13 protein-coding genes, 2 tRNA genes and 3 rRNA genes are annotated in these 19,851 nt (G+C 60.1%); 14 read left to right on the top strand and 4 right to left on the bottom strand.

Features of this window, described 5'->3' with window-relative positions; genetic code table 11:
- Positions 1 to 45 precede the first annotated feature (45 nt).
- The gene (locus tag ACEN9O_RS31160) at positions 46 to 801 is read right to left on the bottom strand and encodes a PEP-CTERM sorting domain-containing protein (RefSeq protein WP_495615631.1); all 756 of its coding nucleotides are present in this window, start codon (positions 799 to 801) and stop codon (positions 46 to 48) included.
- Positions 802 to 1,677: 876 nt separating this feature from the next.
- Between ACEN9O_RS31160 and ACEN9O_RS31155 the strand changes: the two genes are divergently transcribed.
- The 5 genes from ACEN9O_RS31155 to rrf all read left to right on the top strand — a co-directional run bounded on the left by ACEN9O_RS31155 (position 1,678) and on the right by rrf (position 6,803).
- A 16S ribosomal RNA gene (locus ACEN9O_RS31155) occupies positions 1,678 to 3,206 on the top strand.
- A gap of 75 nt (positions 3,207 to 3,281) precedes the next feature.
- Positions 3,282 to 3,358: transfer RNA gene (locus ACEN9O_RS31150), tRNA-Ile, on the top strand.
- A 23-nt stretch (positions 3,359 to 3,381) separates the two neighbouring features.
- Positions 3,382 to 3,457 (top strand) — tRNA-Ala (locus tag ACEN9O_RS31145).
- 232 nt (positions 3,458 to 3,689) lie between these two features.
- A 23S ribosomal RNA gene (locus tag ACEN9O_RS31140) occupies positions 3,690 to 6,562 on the top strand.
- Positions 6,563 to 6,690: 128 nt separating this feature from the next.
- Positions 6,691 to 6,803, top strand: a 5S ribosomal RNA gene (rrf, locus tag ACEN9O_RS31135).
- Together the 16S, 23S and 5S rRNA genes with 2 tRNA genes alongside form the textbook arrangement of a ribosomal RNA operon.
- Positions 6,804 to 6,908: 105 nt before the next feature.
- Here rrf and ACEN9O_RS31130 read toward each other — a convergent pair.
- A complete protein-coding gene (locus ACEN9O_RS31130) occupies positions 6,909 to 7,604 on the bottom strand; it encodes a FadR/GntR family transcriptional regulator (RefSeq protein ID WP_495615630.1) in 696 nt (231 codons plus the stop codon).
- Positions 7,605 to 7,710: 106 nt separating this feature from the next.
- Here ACEN9O_RS31130 and ACEN9O_RS31125 point away from each other — a divergent pair, with 106 nt between their 5' ends.
- The 8 genes from ACEN9O_RS31125 (at position 7,711) to glcF (ending at position 17,313) form a co-directional block, all read left to right on the top strand.
- Positions 7,711 to 8,493 (top strand): (Fe-S)-binding protein, encoded by a 783-nt coding sequence (locus ACEN9O_RS31125; protein WP_495615629.1) that lies wholly within the window; start codon positions 7,711 to 7,713, stop codon positions 8,491 to 8,493.
- Positions 8,490 to 9,185, top strand: coding sequence for a LutC/YkgG family protein (locus ACEN9O_RS31120; RefSeq protein ID WP_495615628.1), 696 nt, complete (start codon positions 8,490 to 8,492; stop codon positions 9,183 to 9,185). The genes ACEN9O_RS31125 and ACEN9O_RS31120 overlap by 4 nt, the downstream gene beginning before the upstream one ends.
- A complete protein-coding gene (locus ACEN9O_RS31115) occupies positions 9,182 to 10,624 on the top strand; it encodes a LutB/LldF family L-lactate oxidation iron-sulfur protein (protein ID WP_495615627.1) in 1,443 nt (480 codons plus the stop codon). The genes ACEN9O_RS31120 and ACEN9O_RS31115 overlap by 4 nt, the downstream gene beginning before the upstream one ends.
- Before the next feature lie 132 nt (positions 10,625 to 10,756).
- Positions 10,757 to 12,469: a lactate permease LctP family transporter gene (locus ACEN9O_RS31110; RefSeq protein WP_495615626.1), complete on the top strand. Its 1,713-nt coding sequence runs from the start codon at positions 10,757 to 10,759 to the stop codon at positions 12,467 to 12,469.
- A 45-nt stretch (positions 12,470 to 12,514) separates the two neighbouring features.
- Positions 12,515 to 13,414 carry a LysR substrate-binding domain-containing protein gene (locus tag ACEN9O_RS31105; protein WP_495615625.1) on the top strand — a complete coding sequence of 300 codons (900 nt, stop codon included), beginning with the start codon at positions 12,515 to 12,517 and terminating at the stop codon, positions 13,412 to 13,414.
- Between the two features lie 94 nt (positions 13,415 to 13,508).
- On the top strand, positions 13,509 to 15,002 hold the full coding sequence (locus tag ACEN9O_RS31100) for an FAD-linked oxidase C-terminal domain-containing protein (RefSeq protein ID WP_495615624.1): 1,494 nt from the start codon (positions 13,509 to 13,511) through the stop codon (positions 15,000 to 15,002).
- Positions 14,999 to 16,081, top strand: a complete 1,083-nt coding sequence (glcE, locus tag ACEN9O_RS31095) for a glycolate oxidase subunit GlcE (RefSeq protein ID WP_495615623.1) — start codon at positions 14,999 to 15,001, stop codon at positions 16,079 to 16,081. Before ACEN9O_RS31100 ends, glcE begins: the two co-directional genes overlap by 4 nt.
- 2 nt (positions 16,082 to 16,083) lie before the next feature.
- The gene (glcF, locus tag ACEN9O_RS31090; protein ID WP_495615622.1) at positions 16,084 to 17,313 is read left to right on the top strand and encodes a glycolate oxidase subunit GlcF; all 1,230 of its coding nucleotides are present in this window, start codon (positions 16,084 to 16,086) and stop codon (positions 17,311 to 17,313) included.
- Between the two features lie 20 nt (positions 17,314 to 17,333).
- Here glcF and ACEN9O_RS31085 read toward each other — a convergent pair whose 3' ends face one another.
- A complete protein-coding gene (locus tag ACEN9O_RS31085) occupies positions 17,334 to 17,909 on the bottom strand; it encodes a C39 family peptidase (protein WP_495615621.1) in 576 nt (191 codons plus the stop codon).
- 24 nt (positions 17,910 to 17,933) lie between these two features.
- Complete coding sequence (locus ACEN9O_RS31080; RefSeq protein ID WP_495615620.1) at positions 17,934 to 18,638, bottom strand: hypothetical protein; 705 nt, start codon at positions 18,636 to 18,638, stop codon at positions 17,934 to 17,936.
- A gap of 266 nt (positions 18,639 to 18,904) precedes the next feature.
- Here ACEN9O_RS31080 and ACEN9O_RS31075 point away from each other — a divergent pair, with 266 nt between their 5' ends.
- A complete protein-coding gene (locus ACEN9O_RS31075; RefSeq protein WP_495615619.1) occupies positions 18,905 to 19,840 on the top strand; it encodes an exopolyphosphatase in 936 nt (311 codons plus the stop codon).
- The last annotated feature ends 11 nt before the right edge of the window (positions 19,841 to 19,851 follow it).

Raw genomic sequence — 19,851 nt, 5'->3', positions numbered from 1 at the left:
ACCAAGTGATCTTGGTGGGCTTTTTTGCGTCTGGAGTGCGGGAAATTAACTGCGACGGCGGCGTGCCGCAACGCCGGCTATCAGCAAGCCAGCCATTAACATGGCGTAAGTGGTGGGTTCAGGTACTGCACTGACATGGACACTGGCACCTAAATTAATGCTGAGATTGCCTTTAAACTCTGCCGTGCTGGAGTTGCTGTACTCCATCTCGAAATACTCTGAATACGGCTTAATGTCCGACGATGCATCGCCGTAGAAAGATCTATCGTACGACGCGACTTCCACCGATCCCGGGCCAGAGATGCCCGCTGACGATCTAGCCCCCAGCGTGCCAGTTTCTCCCTGGTAATCGGTCTTGCTGCCAGTGGCGGTACCGTAGAACACCAGTTTCGTATTGGCGGACAGAGTGAAGTCTGTAGTCGTCGTGGTGGTTGCACTACCCTGAGCTTTAGCTTGGCTTGATCCGGCATCTGCCAGGTAGGATGTTGGAGAAATGCTGGAATGGGCTTGGGAGCCATATTCGTCGCTCTTGCCTCCTATGCTGATGTCTGACGGGAAGGTGAAAGCGAAATAAACGCCTTCACCTTCACCACCACCGCAACCACAAAGATCGACATAGGTTTCCGAGAACGCCGAGGTGAAGGTGATTGTTGGAGTGACGCCATCGTTTGCATCCAGATCTACCAACCGGTACCCGAAGTTGTTGAAGGCGACACTCGCGCTAACAGCGTAAGCGCCTGGCGTGATAGTCAATGCGCTGGCGCCGATTGCCAACGCGGAGAGTAATTTAGACAATTTCATAACACACCCAAAATGATTGCTGAGTATGTAACTTATCATTAATTAAAAAAGCATGCTAGATTTTTAAACATTTTTTTTTGACAAGTAGTAGCAAATATCGCATGGCGGGTCTCGGAACCGATAGCAGGCGCCAAATGGACGTAACGATACTACGCTTTTGGTCAAGTAACTGCCTTCGAAGGTTCCGCGACCAGTTACGGTTGAAGGCGTAGCGTACGCCGAGGTATACGCTGCCGGACTATGTGTCTGCGCTCAGATCCTTATGTAGTCGATAACGACCTGTTTGCCCTGCTAGGTCAACAGTACGTCATAAGGGGAGAGGGGCGGATCGTGAATACGGTAAAGCTGGGCGTCGAGTGCCTAGTACTGCACGTATAGGCATACTGGCAGCACCTTTGAGATCTCCATTTTTTTTGCTATATCATTTTCTACATTGCATATTTAATAGTTGCTGAAAATTAAATTTACTGGGTGTAATAATTAAATCGACTGAGAACTTCCTTGCCAGCGGCCGATACCTTTGCTATAGTTCGCCTCCCCGCAAAACGGTGCATGCAAATGCAGTGTTAAGTGGGGAGAAAAAAGTAGGGGTTGACGAAACGGTCTAAACGCTTCATACTCTTTCTTCTTCGCTGACGGACACAACGCTCCGCAGCAAACGCAGTACCGAATTGAAGTTCTTTAAAAATTAACAGTCGATAAGTGTGGACGTTTGATGAAAGTGCACACGCTGCTTCGGTAGCGTGAAACTTAAAATATCAAATGTTCACAAGAAGTAATGAAATAGGCGCTATGAAAATAGTGGCCTGTCAGTATTTTGAGTGAGCGACCCGTCAGCAATGACGGTGACACGCAAGTGTCAAATAAACAGAGATTAAACTGAAGAGTTTGATCCTGGCTCAGATTGAACGCTGGCGGCATGCCTTACACATGCAAGTCGAACGGCAGCGCGGGGCAACCTGGCGGCGAGTGGCGAACGGGTGAGTAATATATCGGAACGTACCCTGGAGTGGGGGATAACGTAGCGAAAGTTACGCTAATACCGCATACGATCTAAGGATGAAAGCAGGGGACCGCAAGGCCTTGTGCTCCTGGAGCGGCCGATATCTGATTAGCTAGTTGGTAGGGTAAAAGCCTACCAAGGCATCGATCAGTAGCTGGTCTGAGAGGACGACCAGCCACACTGGAACTGAGACACGGTCCAGACTCCTACGGGAGGCAGCAGTGGGGAATTTTGGACAATGGGCGCAAGCCTGATCCAGCAATGCCGCGTGAGTGAAGAAGGCCTTCGGGTTGTAAAGCTCTTTTGTCAGGGAAGAAACGGTGGGGGCTAATATCCCCTGCTAATGACGGTACCTGAAGAATAAGCACCGGCTAACTACGTGCCAGCAGCCGCGGTAATACGTAGGGTGCAAGCGTTAATCGGAATTACTGGGCGTAAAGCGTGCGCAGGCGGTTTTGTAAGTCTGTCGTGAAATCCCCGGGCTCAACCTGGGAATGGCGATGGAGACTGCAAGGCTAGAGTTTGGCAGAGGGGGGTAGAATTCCACGTGTAGCAGTGAAATGCGTAGATATGTGGAGGAACACCGATGGCGAAGGCAGCCCCCTGGGTCAAAACTGACGCTCATGCACGAAAGCGTGGGGAGCAAACAGGATTAGATACCCTGGTAGTCCACGCCCTAAACGATGTCTACTAGTTGTCGGGTCTTAATTGACTTGGTAACGCAGCTAACGCGTGAAGTAGACCGCCTGGGGAGTACGGTCGCAAGATTAAAACTCAAAGGAATTGACGGGGACCCGCACAAGCGGTGGATGATGTGGATTAATTCGATGCAACGCGAAAAACCTTACCTACCCTTGACATGGCTGGAATCCCTGAGAGATTGGGGAGTGCTCGAAAGAGAACCAGTACACAGGTGCTGCATGGCTGTCGTCAGCTCGTGTCGTGAGATGTTGGGTTAAGTCCCGCAACGAGCGCAACCCTTGTCATTAGTTGCTACGAAAGGGCACTCTAATGAGACTGCCGGTGACAAACCGGAGGAAGGTGGGGATGACGTCAAGTCCTCATGGCCCTTATGGGTAGGGCTTCACACGTCATACAATGGTACATACAGAGGGCCGCCAACCCGCGAGGGGGAGCTAATCCCAGAAAGTGTATCGTAGTCCGGATTGTAGTCTGCAACTCGACTGCATGAAGTTGGAATCGCTAGTAATCGCGGATCAGCATGTCGCGGTGAATACGTTCCCGGGTCTTGTACACACCGCCCGTCACACCATGGGAGCGGGTTTTACCAGAAGTAGGTAGCTTAACCGCAAGGAGGGCGCTTACCACGGTAGGATTCGTGACTGGGGTGAAGTCGTAACAAGGTAGCCGTATCGGAAGGTGCGGCTGGATCACCTCCTTTCTAGAGTAGCACTGGTCTTCGGACTACTCATCAAGCGTTCACACTTATCGACTGTCAAATTAAAGAACAGCATTTGGGGCTGTAGCTCAGCTGGTTAGAGCACCGTGTTGATAACGCGGGGGTCGTTGGTTCGAGTCCAACCAGCCCTACCAGTTTCTGCCTGTAGTAAATCTCAGGGGGATTAGCTCAGCTGGGAGAGCACCTGCTTTGCAAGCAGGGGGTCGTCGGTTCGATCCCGTCATCCTCCACCAAAAGTTCAAACGTAAGTCAGCCAAATAAACGGTTGCGATTTAGGTTTGATCTTTTAGAGATCAAGTGCTGTACGTTCTTTAACAATCTGGAAGAAGTAAGTAAATTTTTATGTACCCATGCGGGGAACCGCGTGGGTGGGTAATGATTGTATGTATCAACAAACGCAACAACGTAGTACTTCTTATTTCTATAACCGCTCCTTTGTTTAGTCGCAAGGGGCTAACGTTATAGGGACAAGTGAATAAGTGCACATGGTGGATGCCTTGGCGATTACAGGCGATGAAGGACGTAGTAGCTTGCGATAAGCTGCGGGGAGCTAGCAAACAAGCTTTGATCCGCAGATTTCCGAATGGGGAAACCCGGCCTTTTAGGTCATTGCATACTGAATACATAGGTATGCAAAGCGAACGCGGCGAACTGAAACATCTAAGTAGCTGCAGGAAAAGAAATCAACCGAGATTCCCAAAGTAGTGGCGAGCGAAATGGGATGAGCCTGCACGTTTTAGCATGACGCATAACAGAATCCACTGGAAATTGGAGCCATAGCGGGTGATAGCCCCGTATGTGAAATGCGATGTGTGGAACTAAGCGTGCGACAAGTAGGGCGGGACACGAGAAATCCTGTCTGAATATGGGGGGACCATCCTCCAAGGCTAAATACTCGTAATCGACCGATAGTGAACCAGTACCGTGAGGGAAAGGCGAAAAGAACCCCGGGAGGGGAGTGAAATAGATCCTGAAACCGTGTGCATACAAACAGTAGGAGCGGACTTGTTCCGTGACTGCGTACCTTTTGTATAATGGGTCAGCGACTTACATTCAGTGGCAAGGTTAACCAGATCGGGAAGCCGTAGAGAAATCGAGTCCGAACAGGGCGATAGTCGCTGGGTGTAGACCCGAAACCAAGTGATCTACTCATGGCCAGGATGAAGGTGCGGTAACACGCACTGGAGGTCCGAACCCACTAATGTTGAAAAATTAGGGGATGAGCTGTGGGTAGGGGTGAAAGGCTAAACAAACTTGGAAATAGCTGGTTCTCTCCGAAAACTATTTAGGTAGTGCCTCAAGTATCACCATCGGGGGTAGAGCACTGTTATGGCTAGGGGGTCATCGCGACTTACCAAACCATTGCAAACTCCGAATACCGATGAGTGCGAGCTTGGGAGACAGACGTCGGGTGCTAACGTCCGGCGTCAAGAGGGAAACAACCCAGACCGCCAGCTAAGGTCCCAAAGATTGGCTAAGTGGAAAACGAAGTGGGAAGGCTAAAACAGTCAGGATGTTGGCTTAGAAGCAGCCATCATTTAAAGAAAGCGTAATAGCTCACTGATCGAGTCGTCCTGCGCGGAAGATGTAACGGGGCTAAGCCAGTCACCGAAGCTGCGGATATGCGTAAGCATATGGTAGGAGAGCGTTCTGTAAGCCTGCGAAGGTGTCTTGTAAAGGATGCTGGAGGTATCAGAAGTGCGAATGCTGACATGAGTAGCGATAATGGGGGTGAAAAGCCCCCACGCCGTAAGCCCAAGGTTTCCTGTTCAACGTTCATCGGAGCAGGGTGAGTCGGCCCCTAAGGCGAGGCAGAGATGCGTAGCTGATGGGAAGCAGGTTAATATTCCTGCACCGTCGTATGATGCGATGGGGGGACGGATCGCGGAAGGTTGTCTGACTGTTGGAATAGTCAGTTTCTGGTTCATAGAAGGCGCTTAGGCAAATCCGGGCGCGTAATTCAAGGGACTGGGACGAGGCATTTAGGTGCTGAAGCAATCGGAAGTGGTTCCAAGAAAAGCCTCTAAGCTTCAGTCATACGAGACCGTACCGCAAACCGACACAGGTGGGCGAGATGAGTATTCTAAGGCGCTTGAGAGAACTCGGGAGAAGGAACTCGGCAAATTGGTACCGTAACTTCGGGAAAAGGTACGCCCTTGTAGCTTGGCTGATTTACTTCAGTAGGGTGAACGGGTTGCAATAAACTGGTGGCTGCGACTGTTTAATAAAAACACAGCACTCTGCAAACACGAAAGTGGACGTATAGGGTGTGACGCCTGCCCGGTGCTGGAAGATTAAATGATGGGGTGCAAGCTCTTGATTGAAGTCCCAGTAAACGGCGGCCGTAACTATAACGGTCCTAAGGTAGCGAAATTCCTTGTCGGGTAAGTTCCGACCTGCACGAATGGCGTAACGATGGCCACACTGTCTCCTCCCGAGACTCAGCGAAGTTGAAGTGTTTGTGATGATGCAATCTACCCGCGGCTAGACGGAAAGACCCCATGAACCTTTACTGTAGCTTTGCATTGGACTTTGAATCAATCTGTGTAGGATAGGTGGGAGGCTTTGAAGCGGGGACGCCAGTTCTCGTGGAGCCATCCTTGAAATACCACCCTGGTTCATTTGAGGTTCTAACCTTGGCCCGTTATCCGGGTCGGGGACAGTGCATGGTAGGCAGTTTGACTGGGGCGGTCTCCTCCTAAAGTGTAACGGAGGAGTTCGAAGGTACGCTAGTTACGGTCGGACATCGTGACGATAGTGCAATGGCATAAGCGTGCTTAACTGCGAGACTGACAAGTCGAGCAGGTACGAAAGTAGGACATAGTGATCCGGTGGTTCTGTATGGAAGGGCCATCGCTCAACGGATAAAAGGTACTCTGGGGATAACAGGCTGATTCCTCCCAAGAGTTCATATCGACGGGGGAGTTTGGCACCTCGATGTCGGCTCATCACATCCTGGGGCTGTAGCCGGTCCCAAGGGTATGGCTGTTCGCCATTTAAAGTGGTACGTGAGCTGGGTTTAAAACGTCGTGAGACAGTTTGGTCCCTATCTGCCGTGGGCGTTGGAAATTTGAAGGGGGCTGCTCCTAGTACGAGAGGACCGGAGTGGACAGACCTCTGGTGTACCGGTTGTCACGCCAGTGGCATTGCCGGGTAGCTAAGTCTGGAAGAGATAACCGCTGAAAGCATCTAAGCGGGAAACTTGCCTTAAGATGAGATTTCCCAGAGCCTTGAGCTCTTTGAAGGGTCGTTCGAGACCAGGACGTTGATAGGTCAGGTGTGGAAGTGCAGTAATGCATTAAGCTAACTGATACTAATTGCCCGTACGGCTTGTCCCTATAACCTTAGCAGGTTATGATGAATAAGAAGTACGTTGGAACGTTCGTTGATACACAACTTCATTACCCCATTACTTACTTCTCCAGATTCGGAGCGTCGCTGAAAACGTCGCTCGTACAAGTCAATGCCTGATGACCATAGCAAGTTGGTCCCACCCCTTCCCATCCCGAACAGGACCGTGAAACAACTCTGCGCCGATGATAGTGCTGCAACCAGTGTGAAAGTAGGTTATCGTCAGGCTAGTTATATGAAAAAACCCCCACCAGCCAGAACGCGCTCAAGATCGCGCTCTGTGCAGGTGGGGGATTTTTTTTTGTCCAGAGTGCCGGGAATTGGTTGGACCAATCAAGCCGCCTCTATCCTGCTGACCACGTAATCGATGTGCGCCTGCATGGCGGTGCGTGCCGCTTCTGGCCGGCGTCCGCAAATCGCCAGGCAGATGGCGCGGTGCTGCTGCAGCAGCTGGCCTGAAACTTCGGCGTCGAGCGCCCGCAGGCTGGAGCCGTTCAAGGTGATATGCTCGCGCAGGATGCCGAGCACGCTGGCGTGCAGATGCAAAAACATGCTGTTGTGCGAAGCCAGCGCAATTGCTTCGTGCAGGCGAGCGTCGATCGACGCTTCGGCAGCCTGGTTGTCATCGACGCGGGCCTGTTCCAGGCTATTCAATAAATTGCGGATCTGCCCGTGTTCCTCATCGTTGCCGCGCAGCGCCGCATAATAGGCCGTTGCGCCTTCCAATACCCGTCGGAATTCCAGTACATCACCCAGCACAGCCGGATGGTCTGTCACCAGCTGCCCCCAGGGCGACGCCGTGCTGGTGCGCAGCTGGTCGCTGACGAATACGCCGGCCCCGCGCCGGCTGCGTAACAGCCCCCGCGCCACCAGCCGCTGCAGCGCTTCGCGTATGGTGTTGCGCGACACCTCATATTGTTCCGCCAGTGCACGCTCGGAAGGCAGGCGCGCGTTGGCCGGATAGGTGCCGTCCAGCAGCGCCGTCTCCAGCTTGCGCAGCACTCCCTCGACCAATCCGCTTGTTCTCATTACGACGTTCTCCTGTTGTAGCCGCTGGTCCAACCAATTTGCGAGGGCTTCGATGCACGGGAATTATGGAGCCTGTCCGACGAATAAGCAAAACAGAGGAGACTTCATGCAAGCGCGACACTATCCGCCCGGCCCGGACAAGGCCAACCCACACGTCTACCTGTTCGGCACCTGCGTGATCGATTTATTCATGCCGGAAGCCGGGCTCGATGCCGTGCGCCTGCTGGAACGCCAAGGTCTGACGGTGCACTTCCCGCGCGGCCAGAGCTGCTGCGGCCAGCCCGCTTACAGCAGCGGCAATCCCGAACAGGCGCGCGCTGTGGCGCGCGCACAACTTGATCTGTTCACCCAACCCTGGCCGGTCATCGTGCCGTCCGGCTCCTGCGCCGGCATGATGCGCCATCACTGGCCGACGCTATTCGACGACGATCCGCAGGCCGCCGCACAGGCGCGCGAATTATCGGAGCGCATCTACGAACTGAGTGAATTCCTGCTGCATGTCCTGCACGTGAATTTCGCCGAGACGTCACCGCTGCCGGACGAACAGGTGGTGCTGCACACTTCCTGCGGCGCGCGGCGCGAGATGGGCACGCGCGCCCACGGCGTCGCCTTGCTCGACGCGCTGCCCGGCGTAACGCGCGTAGAACATGCCCACGAATCGGAGTGCTGCGGATTCGGCGGCACCTTCTCGCTCAAGCATGACGACATTTCCGGCGCCATGGTCAGCGACAAAATCGCCTCCGCCTGCGCCACGGGTTGCGAGCGCCTGGTCTCCGCCGATTGCGGCTGCCTGCTCAACATCGGCCACGCCGCCAAGCGGCAAGGCGCACCGCTGCAGGTGGAGCACCTGGCCAGCTTCCTGTGGCGCCGCGTGGGAGCTGCGGCATGAACGCGCGCGAACTCATACTGGGCAAGCTGCGCGCAGCGGCGCCCGCTCCACGCATGCCCATCCGCGAACTGGAAGACCGCATCAACGCCCACCACGCGCGCGGCCCTTTGCGCGAGGCTTCAAGCACGGAACTGGCCGACACCTTGGAGCGGGTGATGACGTCGGTGCGCACCGACGTATGGCGCGTCGATGCTCACAGTTGGCCCGCGCTGCTGGCGCAAAAGCTCAAGGCCGCCGGTGTAGGCAGCCTGCTGCTCGACACCGCCCGTGCCGAAGGCGCGGCGCTGGCCGCGGCCTTGCCGGCCGAAGTGCGCACTGTATCTTTCGACCGGCCGCTGGAAGAGTGGAAGAACCAGCTGTTTGCCGACGTGGACGCCGGCTTTACCGTGGCCCGCTCCGGCATCGCCGCCACCGGCACGCTGGTGCTGGCGCCCGATGCAGGATCGCCGCGCACGGTATCGCTTGTGCCGCCGCTGCATGTGGCGCTGGTCTATGCGAGCACGCTGCATGCGGATCTGCATGCGGCGATGCGCGCCGAAGCCTGGAGCGCCACCATGCCGACCAACCTGGTGCTGGTGTCCGGCCCGTCGAAGACTTCGGACATCCAGCAAACGCTGGCCTACGGCGCGCACGGTCCGCGCGCGCTGTGGGTGTTCATCATCGACGACGACACCGCAGGAGCCACAGTATGAACGCCCCCTTGCACTTCATGCCGCCGGCCGATTTCCGCGCCCGCGTCAGCGACGCGCTGCTAGACACCAAACTGCGCAGCAGCATGCGCGGCGCGATGGACTTCCTGCAGGATAAGCGCCGCGCGCAATTCCCCGACGGCGACGAACTGGAACAGCTGCGCGATCTGGGCGAAGCGGTGCGCCAGCACGCGCTGGCCCATCTGCCGGAACTGCTGGTGCAGTTCGAAGCGAACCTGCAGGCGGCCGGCGCACAGGTGCACTGGGCCGCGACCGCCAAAGAAGCCAACGCCATCATCCTTGAAATCGCCCAGCGGCGCGGCGCGCGTAGCGTCATCAAAGGCAAGTCGATGGCCAGCGAAGAGGTGGAGCTGAACCACCACATGGCGCAGCATGGCATCGACTGCATCGAATCCGACATGGGCGAATACATCGTGCAGCTGGCGGGCGAGAAGCCGTCGCACATCGTCATGCCGGCGGTACACAAGACGCGCGCCGACATCGGCGCGCTGTTCGAGCGCCACATCCCCGGCACGCCCTACAGCGAAGACGTCGACACGCTGATCCAGGCCGGCCGGCGCGCGCTGCGCCAGGCGTTTGCCGACGCCGACATCGGCTTGTCCGGTGTGAACTTCGCGGCGGCCGATACCGGCACCCTGTGGCTGGTCGAAAACGAAGGCAATGGCCGCCTGTCGACCAGCGTACCCGATGTGCATATCGCCCTGATGGGCATGGAAAAAGTCGTGGCAAAGCTGGAGCACATCGTGCCGCTGGCCAGCCTGCTGACACGCTCGGCGACAGGGCAGGCCATCACCACCTACTTCAACCTGATCACCGGACCGCGCCGCGCGGGCGAAATGGATGGACCGCGCGAACTGCACGTGGTGCTGCTCGATAACGGCCGCACGCAAGCCTACGCCGACGAGCAGCTGCGCGCCACGCTGCAGTGCATACGCTGCGGCGCCTGCATCAACCACTGCCCGGTGTACGCGCGGGTGGGCGGCCACGCATACGGCACCACCTATCCCGGCCCGATCGGCAAGATCATTTCGCCGCATCTGTTGGGGCTCGAAGCGACCGCCGATCTGGCGACCGCCTCCAGCCTGTGCGGCGCGTGCGGTGAAGTGTGCCCGGTGCGCATACCGATACCGGCCCTGCTGGTGCGCCTGCGGACCGAAGCCAATCGCGATCCGGCGCAGAAAGTCGAGAACGCGCTGCGCGGGCAGGGCGCCAGCTTCAGTCGTAGCGAGCGGCTGGTGTGGCGGTTCTGGAGCGGCGCGTTCGCGCGGCCAAGCGTGTATCGCTGGTTCCGCTGGGCCGCCACGCGGCTGCGCGCCTTCACGCCGCGCAGCCAGTTGGGATGGACCCGTCACCGCGAACCGCTCAAGCCGGCCGCGCGCAGCCTGGCCGACCTGCTGCGGGAAAGGGGACAGGCCGAATAGGGTGAATAATTTTCACGGCTGCGGCCAATTCATTTCATCTTTTCGTACCACCGAAAGCCGGCGCCACGCCTATACACTCGTCGCATCTTTTAGCTCTGCAAAAAAATACTTGTACTCTTGGAGGAGACCACTATGCAAACCTGGAATCAGATATACGCACCGCTAGGCAGCTTGGGGCTGTCGGCCCTGGTTGCCGCCGTGCCGATCATTTTCTTCTTTCTCGCGCTGGCTGTGCTGCGCATCAAAGGCCACGTCGCCGCGGCCGTGACGCTGGCGCTCGCGCTGGCAGTCGCCATCTTCGCCTACGGCATGCCGGTGCCGCAGGCGCTGGCCGCTGCGGGCTACGGCTTCGCCTACGGACTGTGGCCGATCGCCTGGATCATCGTTACCGCGGTGTTCCTGTACAAAGTGGTCGACCGTACCGGCCAGCTCGATATCATCCGTGCCTCGGTGCTGTCGATTACCGATGACCAGCGTCTTCAGATGCTGTTGATCGGCTTCTCGTTCGGCGCCTTCCTCGAAGGCGCGGCGGGCTTCGGCGCGCCGGTGGCGATTACGTCGGCGCTGCTGGTCGGCCTGGGTTTCAATCCCTTGTACGCAGCGGGCCTGTGTTTGATCGCGAACACGGCGCCGGTGGCTTTCGGCGCGATGGGCATTCCCATCATCGTCGCAGGGCAGGTCACCGGCATCGACGCCATGCACATCGGCGCGATGGCTGGCCGTCAGCTGCCGCTGCTGTCGCTGGCGGTGCCATTCTGGCTGGTGTTCATGATGGACGGCACGCGCGGCATCAAGGAAACCTGGCCTGCGGCGCTGGTGGCCGGCGGCAGCTTCGCCGTGACGCAGTACATCACCTCCAACTTCATCGGCCCTGAGCTGCCGGACATTACCTCCGCCCTGGTCAGCCTCGGTTCGCTGACGGCACTGCTGAAAGTATGGGAACCTGCCAGCGCCAAAGTCGGCGCCCGCAGCACCATCTCGATGGGCGGCGGCACGGCGGCGATGGCCACCTTCGGCGGCGGCTCGGCCACCGGTTCCGCACCACGTATCCGCAAGCAGTCGCCATACAGCACAGCCCAGACGGTACGTGCATGGGCGCCGTTCGGCATCTTGACCGCCATCGTCACCGTATGGAGCCTGCCGCAGTTCAAGGCGATGTTCGCCGGCAGCGGCGCGCTGGCCGGCACCGTGATGAAGTTCCATGTGCCGTACCTGGACCAGATGGTGATCAAGATGACGCCTATCGTCGCCGCGCCCAAGGCTTATGAGGCGGTCTTCAAGCTGGACCTGCTGTCGGCCGTCGGCACCGCCATCCTGTTGTCCGCGCTGGTCTCGATGGCGCTGCTGCGCTTCAAGCCTATGGCTGGCCTGCGCGCCCTGGGCGACACGGTGGTTGAGCTGCGCCGTCCCATCCTGTCCATCGGCCTGGTGCTGGCGTTTGCTTTCGTCGCCAACTACTCCGGCATGTCGTCGACCCTGGCGCTGGTACTGGCCGGTACCGGCGCGGCTTTCCCGTTCTTCTCGCCGTTCCTCGGCTGGCTGGGCGTGTTCCTGACCGGCTCGGACACCTCGTCGAACGCCTTGTTCTGCTCCCTGCAAAACACCACGGCGCACCAGATCAATGTATCCGATACCTTGCTGGTTGCGGCCAACACCACTGGCGGCGTGACTGGCAAGATGATTTCGCCGCAGTCGATCGCCGTCGCCTGCGCCGCGACCGGATTGGTGGGGCGCGAATCCGAGTTGTTCCGCTTCACCCTCAAACATAGCCTGCTGTTCGCCACCATCGTTGGTATCATGACGGTATTGCAGGCGTATGTATTTACGGGGATGGTGCCGCATTGATGCCTTCTCCCAGCCCTGCCCAGGGTTTGTGAAAGGCGCATAACCATGCCCAGACGTTTTCCTCCGGTGCACGCGCTGTCCGCCTTCGAGGCGGCGGCGCGTGCCGGTTCATTTGCGGTCGCCGCGCAGCAGCTGTGCATTACGCCGTCGGCGTTGTCGCACCGTATCCGCCTGCTGGAGGAGTTTGTCGGCGACCGATTGTTCGTCCGCGACGGCCGTTCGCTGACACTATCGCCGTTCGGCCGCAGCTACCTGGACGTGGTATGCCAGGCGCTGCGCACGCTGACCGATTTCCCTCTTCCTCATCGCAGCGCGCCGGTTCAGCCGCGCGTCAAGATCACGGTGCCGCCAACGTTTGCGCGCTACCTGCTGATGCCGCGCCTGGCCGAGTTCACCGAAGCCCATCCCGAGATCGTGGTTGAAGTGTTCCTGTCGGTGCCCCTGTATGACCTGTGCGTGAACGAGACGGATCTTGAGGTCCGCTTCGGCGCCGGCAAATATCCCGACATGGTGACCACGCGGCTGTTCGGGGAGCCGGCGTTTGCCGTCGCCAGCCCGGCCTACCTGGAGCGGATCGGCGGCATCGCCACGCCGGCCGATCTGAAGAAGGCCACCTTGCTGCGCTCCGCGCTGGAGCAGTGGAAGCCTTGGTTCGAGCAGGCCGGCCTGGATTGGCCGGAGCCTGCCGACGCGCTGCGTGTCGATGACCTTGGCCTGCTGCTGGAGGCGGTGCGCCATGGCCACGGTGTTGGATTGACGCGACAGCACTTCGCACAGGACATGATCGCCAGCGGCGAAGTGGTGCAGCTGTTCGACGTGCGCCTGGCGTCGCCGCCGCATGCCTACTACGTGGTGTACGAGCAGAGCGCCCATATCCGTCCGGAAGTGAGCTTGTTCATCGACTGGATGATGGCGGCGTATCCCGACCACGATCGCGACGCATGAAAAATCTGCGCTTCAGCGGTTAATTCTTTTCACCGCTGGAGCGCGCGGCAGGCCGCTACACTGGACGCCATCTTCATCGCATCCAAGGCCACTCATGAACGCGCCGCTAGCCCCGCCGCCACTGCTGCTGCAGGAACGCAAACAGGCCATACTGGCCGCGCTGCGTGGCCTGCTTCCACCGCATTGCCTGCTGTCCGAGCAGGAGGACACCCGACCCTACGAATGCGATGGCCTGACCGCCTACCGGCAATTGCCGCTGGCCGTGGCGCTGCCCGAAACGGAGACGCAACTGATTGCGCTGCTGAAGGCGTGCAGCGCGCTGCAGGTGCCCATTGTGCCGCGCGGCGCCGGCACGGGCCTGTCCGGCGGTGCCATGCCGATCGCCGATGGCATCGTCATCTCGACCGCCAAGATGAGCCGCATCCTGGCGCTCGATCCGCTGGCGCGCACGGCGCGCGTGCAGCCCGGCGTGCGCAACCTGGCCATCTCCGAGGCCGCCGCCACGCACGCACTGTACTACGCGCCGGATCCGTCGTCGCAGATCGCCTGCACCATCGCCGGCAACGTGGCCGAGAACTCGGGCGGCGTCCATTGCCTCAAGTACGGCCTGACCCTGCACAACGTGATGAGGGTGCGGATGGTGTCGATGGACGGCGAGATCATCGAACTCGGTGGTGCCGCGCTGGACGCGCCGGGCCTGGACCTGCTGGCCGTGTTCATCGGCTCCGAAGGCATGCTGGGCGTGGTCACCGAAGTGACGGTGCGCCTGATTCCGAAGCCGCCGCTCGCCCGCGTCATCATGGCTTCCTTCGGCGACGTCGTCACCGGCGGCGACGCGGTGGCGGAGGTGATCGCCGCCGGCATCATCCCGGCCGGCCTGGAGATGATGGACCGCACCAGCGCGCGCATGGTCGAACCCTTCGTCAAGGCCGGCTACGACACCGACGCCGCCGCCATCCTGTTGTGCGAATCCGACGGCATGCCGGAAGAGGTGGAGGAAGAAATCGAACGCATGAGCGAAGTGCTGCGGCGCGCCGGCGCCAGCGCCATCGCGGTGTCGGGTAGCGAGGCGGAGCGCATGCGCTTCTGGTCCGGCCGCAAGAACGCTTTTCCGGCAGCGGGGCGCATCTCGCCCGACTACTACTGCATGGACGGCACCATCCCGCGCAAGCGCCTGGCCGAAGTCCTGCAAGGCATCGCCGCCATGGAGCAGACCTACGGCCTGCGTTGCGCCAACGTGTTCCACGCGGGTGACGGCAACCTGCATCCGCTGATCATGTTCGATGCCAACCAACCCGGCGAATTCGATCGTGCCGAACGCTTCGGCGAGGCGATCCTGGCGCTGTGCGTGGAGGTGGGCGGCACGATCACCGGCGAACATGGTGTCGGTATCGAGAAGATCGACGCCATGTGCGGGCAGTTCACGGTGAACGAGGTGGCCGCCTTCATCGGCGTGAAGCGCGCCTTCGACGGCGCCTTCCTGCTCAATCCAAACAAAGCCATACCCACGCTGGACCGCTGCGCCGCGTATGGCAAGCGGCAGGCACGGGGCGGTGTGTTCAAGTTTGTCAAACAGGTGGGAGCATGACGATGGAATCGATAGTGAACCAGTTCCGCGACCGCATCGTGGCGGCCGGCGAGGCACGCACGCCGTTGCGCCTGCGCGGAGGCGGCAGCAAGAACTGGTATGGACAAACCCCGGAAGGCGATGTGCTGGAGACCTCCGCCTACCATGGCATCGTCGCCTATGAGCCGACCGAGCTGGTGGTGACGGCGCGCTGCGGCACGCCGCTGCGGGAGCTGGAACGGGAGCTGGCGCTGCAGGGGCAGATGCTGGCGTTCGAACCGCCGCATTTCGGCGCCGGCGCCACCGTGGGCGGCATGGTGGCCGCCGGGCTTTCCGGCCCGCGCCGACAGAGCGTGGGCGCGGTGCGCGATTTCGTGCTCGGCGCGGTGCTGATGGATGGTCGCGGCGAGATGCTGCGTTTCGGCGGACAGGTGATGAAGAACGTGGCAGGCTACGATGTCTCGCGCCTGCTGGCCGGATCGCTGGGCGTGCTGGGGCTGATGCTGGAAGTATCGCTGAAAGTGCTGCCACGGCCGACGGCGGAAGCCACGCTGCGGCTGGAGTTGGAACAGGAGGACGCCTTGCTGCGCCTGAATCGCTGGGCGGGGCAGCCGTTGCCGTTGTCGGCGTCCGCCTGGCACGACGGCGCGCTGACGCTGCGGCTGTCCGGCGCGCAGGCAGCAGTGGCCGCGGCCGCGCAGCATATTGGCGGCGAGACGCTGGAGCCGGAAGCAGCGGCGCTTTGGTGGAGCGATTTGCGCGAGCACCGGCATGCTTGGCTCGGGCAAGCGGAGCCGCTGTGGCGCCTGTCGCTGCCGTCCGCCACGCCGGCGAAGTCGCTGTCCGTCTTGGACGACGGCGCGCAACTGATTGAGTGGGGCGGCTCACAACGCTGGCTGCGCAGCGCGGCGGATCCCATCGCGCTGCGCGCGCGGGTGGCGGAGCTGGGCGGCCACGCCACCCTGTTCCGCGGCGGCGACAAGCGGCATGGCGTGTTCCAGCCGCTGGCGCCGGCCGTGCACACGATCCACCGCAACCTCAAACAGCACTTCGACCCGGCCGGCATCTTCAACCCCGGCCGCATGTACCGGGACCTGTAATCATGCAAACCAATCTGGCAGAACAATTCAAGAACACCGCCGACGGCGACGAGGCCGAAGCCATCCTGCGCGCCTGCGTGCATTGCGGTTTCTGTACCGCGACTTGTCCCACCTACCAGCTGCTGGGCGACGAGCTGGATGGACCGCGCGGCCGCATCTACCTGATCAAGCAGGTGCTGGAAGGGCAGGCGGCCACGGAGCGCACGCAGCTGCACCTGGACCGCTGCCTGAGCTGCCGTAACTGCGAGAGCACCTGTCCGTCCGGCGTGCAGTACGGGCGCCTGCTCGACATCGGCCGCAAAGTGGTGGAGCAGCAGGTGGGCCGGCCGGCGCGTCAGCGTTATCAGCGCCTGCTGTTGAAGGAGACGTTACCGCGCGCGTGGCTGTTCCGGCCCGCGATGAAGATGGGGCGCATGGTGCGTCCGCTACTGCCGGCGGCGCTGCAGGAAAAGGTGCAGCCCGCGCCGGCTCCCGGCGCCTGGCCGCGTGGTGGACAGGCGCGCAAGATGCTGTTGTTGGACGGTTGCGTGCAGCCGGAGATGGCGCCGAATATCAACAGCTCGGCAGCGCGCATCCTGGCGGCGCTGGATGTGGAACTGGTGGTGGCGCCGCGCGCCGGCTGCTGCGGCGCGATCCGCTACCACCTGGCCGACCACGATGGCGGGCTCGCTGACATGCGGCGCAATATCGATGCGTGGTGGCCGCTGCTGGAAGCCGGCGCGGAAGCCATCGTGATGACCGCTTCCGGTTGCGGCGCCACCGTCAAGGAATACGGCCATCTGCTGCGCGACGATCCGGCCTATGCGGCCAAGGCGCGGCGGGTGTCCGAACTGACGCGCGACATCAGCGAGATCCTGTGCGACGAGCAGGAGGGGCTGCAGGCGTTGCTGAAGCAGCGGCCACCGGCCGAGCCGGTGGCTTTTCATCCGCCGTGCACGCTGCAGCATGCGCAGCGCATACGCGGCAAGGTCGAGGAGCTGCTGCGCGGCCTGGGCGTCGACGTGCGGCTGTGCGCCGACAGCCATCTGTGCTGCGGCTCGGCCGGCACCTATTCGCTGCTGCAGCCTGAGTTGTCGCACCAGCTGCGCGACCGCAAGCTGGCCAATTTGCAGGCCACAGGCGCGGCCCGCATCGTGTCCGCGAATATCGGCTGTCAAAGCCATCTGCAATCGGGGACGCCGATGCCGGTCGGGCACTGGATCGAATTGATCGACCAAATGCTGGAGCGTTGAGCGGGCCCCCGTGGTTGCGCTCAGTTCATGCGCTGGGTATGCGTCCACTGGTGGTCGGACGCATACACCGCCGAGCTGTAGGTGCTGTAGGTCTGGCCTTCGCCCGGCCACGGGTTCATGATGTATATGTAGTTGACCCCGTTGTAGGTTTCATAGCCGCGTCCAACCATGATGTGGCCGCCACCGCCGGTCCAGCCGTAGCGCATCACGAATGGCCGGTTGGCGTTGATGTCGGCCACCACGCTGCTCCATGACGAGGCGTAGTTGTAGGCCGTGTTGGCGACGCCCCAGGCGCGCAGGATGTTCTGCACGCTGCCATTGCTGCCGTACATATTGTTGGGTTGGTTGGCGTAGCTGTTCCAGTCGAAGGTCGCGTTGCCGCAGGCGTAGTTCAGACCGAAGGCCCAGTTGACGATCTGGCACTGGCTGGGCGTTTGTCCATAGTAGTTCAGCACGGCCTTGCTGGAGCCGGCCCAGCACCACTGGCTATGCTCCTGCGTGACCAGCGGCACGTTCAGGGTTCTCCACTGCGCGAAGGCGGATGGCAACATCGCCAGCAGGCCGGCGCTCAATATCAGGCTGTTCAATTTTTTCATACGAGTCTCCTTGTCTCGCGCGGCTTAGCGCGCACTGTCCAGATTTTTTTTGACCGCCACGCGCAGCGGCTCCAGCAGCTCGCTCGCATCGAGCAAGCCGTCGCCGGCGCCTCTGCGCTGCAGCAGCAGCGATTGGCGCGCCGAATGCAGCGGCGCGAAGCGCACCGCGCCGTTCTGGGCGCTGCTCACTTCCAGGAAGTCGGACTGGGCCTGGAAGATGCGCAGCACGCGCACGTTCGAGCGTTCCGCGTTGGCGTAGGCGCCCATCGCCGCGTCGAGGTCCTTGGCCATCACGGACGCGCCATAGGCCACCGTCTCCCATTTGCCGTTGACTTGCTCGACAGTGGACAGGCCGATTGGCTGGTCGTGGAGGGTGATGACAAAGCGCCAGGTGCCGGTCGGCCTAGTCATCGCCTTCATCTCGCGGCGCCCGGCCAGCAGGTCGGACGGATCGATGGTGTAGACCGGGAAGCCGTAGGCGACGCGGGCGTCCTTGAGGTCCTGGACGTCGGCTACCTCCAGCGGGAAGCCCTGCGGCGCGCTGCCGGCATGGTTCTGCACCTGGTATTGAGCGAACTGGGCGAAGTCGCGCCGGGCGGCGCTGGCGGCGCCTTCGAGCTGCGATTGCGGCGATGCGCTCGTCTGCGCGGTTTGCGCATACGGCGCGGGGCTGGACAGGCTCAGGCAGCCTGCGGCGGCCAGTCCAAGTAAGGTTGAAATACGCGGCATGGTATCGGTCTCCTCTTGCGGTGGAATAGGGCTTTGAAGCTGCCGGCGGGGCGGACAGCGCAGCGATTCTAGCTAATCCAAAATGCAAGTTTGTCGTATATATAAAATTGAGACGGATGCTCTGCGGGTTTTCAGTTTCTTAACAATCGAAAGCTGTGTCGGGCCGGTGTGACGTATTGCAACGTGTTATCACAATTGCTGTCCACGTGCAGATTTGGGTTGTATTATTAAGTCCATCGTCATGTTCAATCCACAGAGGTGTATTCATGTCAGAATCAAAAAAATATCGTCTGGTCACGCGCAGCGATTTCGACGGCTTGGTCTGCGCAGTCCTGTTAAAACACCTGGACATGATCGATGAGATCCTGTTTGTGCACCCGAAGGATATGCAGGACGGTAAGATCGCCATCAGCGATAACGACATCACCACCAATCTGCCGTTCGTGCCTGGCGTGCATCTCGCCTTCGACCACCATTTGTCGGAAACCATCCGCAACACGGGCGAGCGCCAGAACCATGTGATCCATCCGGAAGCGCCGTCGGCAGCGCGCGTGGTGTACGACTACTACGGCGCCGGGAAGGCTTTCCCCGCATCGTGGCACGACATGATGGTGGCGGTGGACAAGGGCGACGCCGCCCGCTTCAACGAGCAGGAAGTGCTCAATCCCGAGGGCTGGGACCTGCTGAACTTCCTGATGGACGCGCGCACGGGCCTGGGCCGCTTCCGCGAGTTCCGTATTTCGAATTACAACCTGATGATGGACTTGATCGACTATTGCAAGAACCATACGATAGACGAGATCATGGCCTTGCCGGACGTGAAGGAGCGCAAGGAGCTGTACTTCGAGCATGCCGAGAAGTGCAAGGAGCAGATCCGCCGCTGCGCCACCGTGCACAAGAATCTGGTGGTGCTGGATTTGCGCGACGAGGAGATCATCTACGCCGGCAACCGTTTCATCATCTACGCGATGTATCCGCAAACGAATATCTCGATCCACGTGCTGTGGGGCTTGAAGAACCAGAACACGGTATTCGCCACCGGCAAATCGATCCTTAACCGTACCTCCAAGACCAATATCGGCGCGCTGATGCTGGAGTACGGCGGCGGCGGGCACGAGAATGCCGGCACCTGCCAGGTCGATAATGAGCGGGCCGAAGAGGTGCTCGAGGCCTTGATTGCCCGAATAAATTCCGAAGGTTAAAGAAAAAGGCG

It is taken from the genome of Duganella sp. Dugasp78, from assembly GCF_059491455.1.
This window is presented reverse-complemented; position numbering and strand designations above follow the sequence as displayed.

Bases quoted from the DNA above. Each gene is read 5' to 3' on its own strand.
- ACEN9O_RS31075 (WP_495615619.1), top strand. From the start codon at position 18,905: ATGTCAGAATCAAAAAAATATCGTCTGGTCACGCGCAGCGATTTCGAC.
- ACEN9O_RS31100 (WP_495615624.1), top strand. From the start codon at position 13,509: ATGAACGCGCCGCTAGCCCCGCCGCCACTGCTGCTGCAGGAACGCAAA.
- ACEN9O_RS31080 (WP_495615620.1), bottom strand. From the start codon at position 18,638: ATGCCGCGTATTTCAACCTTACTTGGACTGGCCGCCGCAGGCTGCCTG.
- glcF (WP_495615622.1), top strand. From the start codon at position 16,084: ATGCAAACCAATCTGGCAGAACAATTCAAGAACACCGCCGACGGCGAC.
- ACEN9O_RS31125 (WP_495615629.1), top strand. From the start codon at position 7,711: ATGCAAGCGCGACACTATCCGCCCGGCCCGGACAAGGCCAACCCACAC.
- ACEN9O_RS31160 (WP_495615631.1), bottom strand. From the start codon at position 801: ATGAAATTGTCTAAATTACTCTCCGCGTTGGCAATCGGCGCCAGCGCA.
- ACEN9O_RS31130 (WP_495615630.1), bottom strand. From the start codon at position 7,604: ATGAGAACAAGCGGATTGGTCGAGGGAGTGCTGCGCAAGCTGGAGACG.
- ACEN9O_RS31115 (WP_495615627.1), top strand. From the start codon at position 9,182: ATGAACGCCCCCTTGCACTTCATGCCGCCGGCCGATTTCCGCGCCCGC.
- ACEN9O_RS31110 (WP_495615626.1), top strand. From the start codon at position 10,757: ATGCAAACCTGGAATCAGATATACGCACCGCTAGGCAGCTTGGGGCTG.
- ACEN9O_RS31085 (WP_495615621.1), bottom strand. From the start codon at position 17,909: ATGAAAAAATTGAACAGCCTGATATTGAGCGCCGGCCTGCTGGCGATG.
- ACEN9O_RS31120 (WP_495615628.1), top strand. From the start codon at position 8,490: ATGAACGCGCGCGAACTCATACTGGGCAAGCTGCGCGCAGCGGCGCCC.
- glcE (WP_495615623.1), top strand. From the start codon at position 14,999: ATGACGATGGAATCGATAGTGAACCAGTTCCGCGACCGCATCGTGGCG.
- ACEN9O_RS31105 (WP_495615625.1), top strand. From the start codon at position 12,515: ATGCCCAGACGTTTTCCTCCGGTGCACGCGCTGTCCGCCTTCGAGGCG.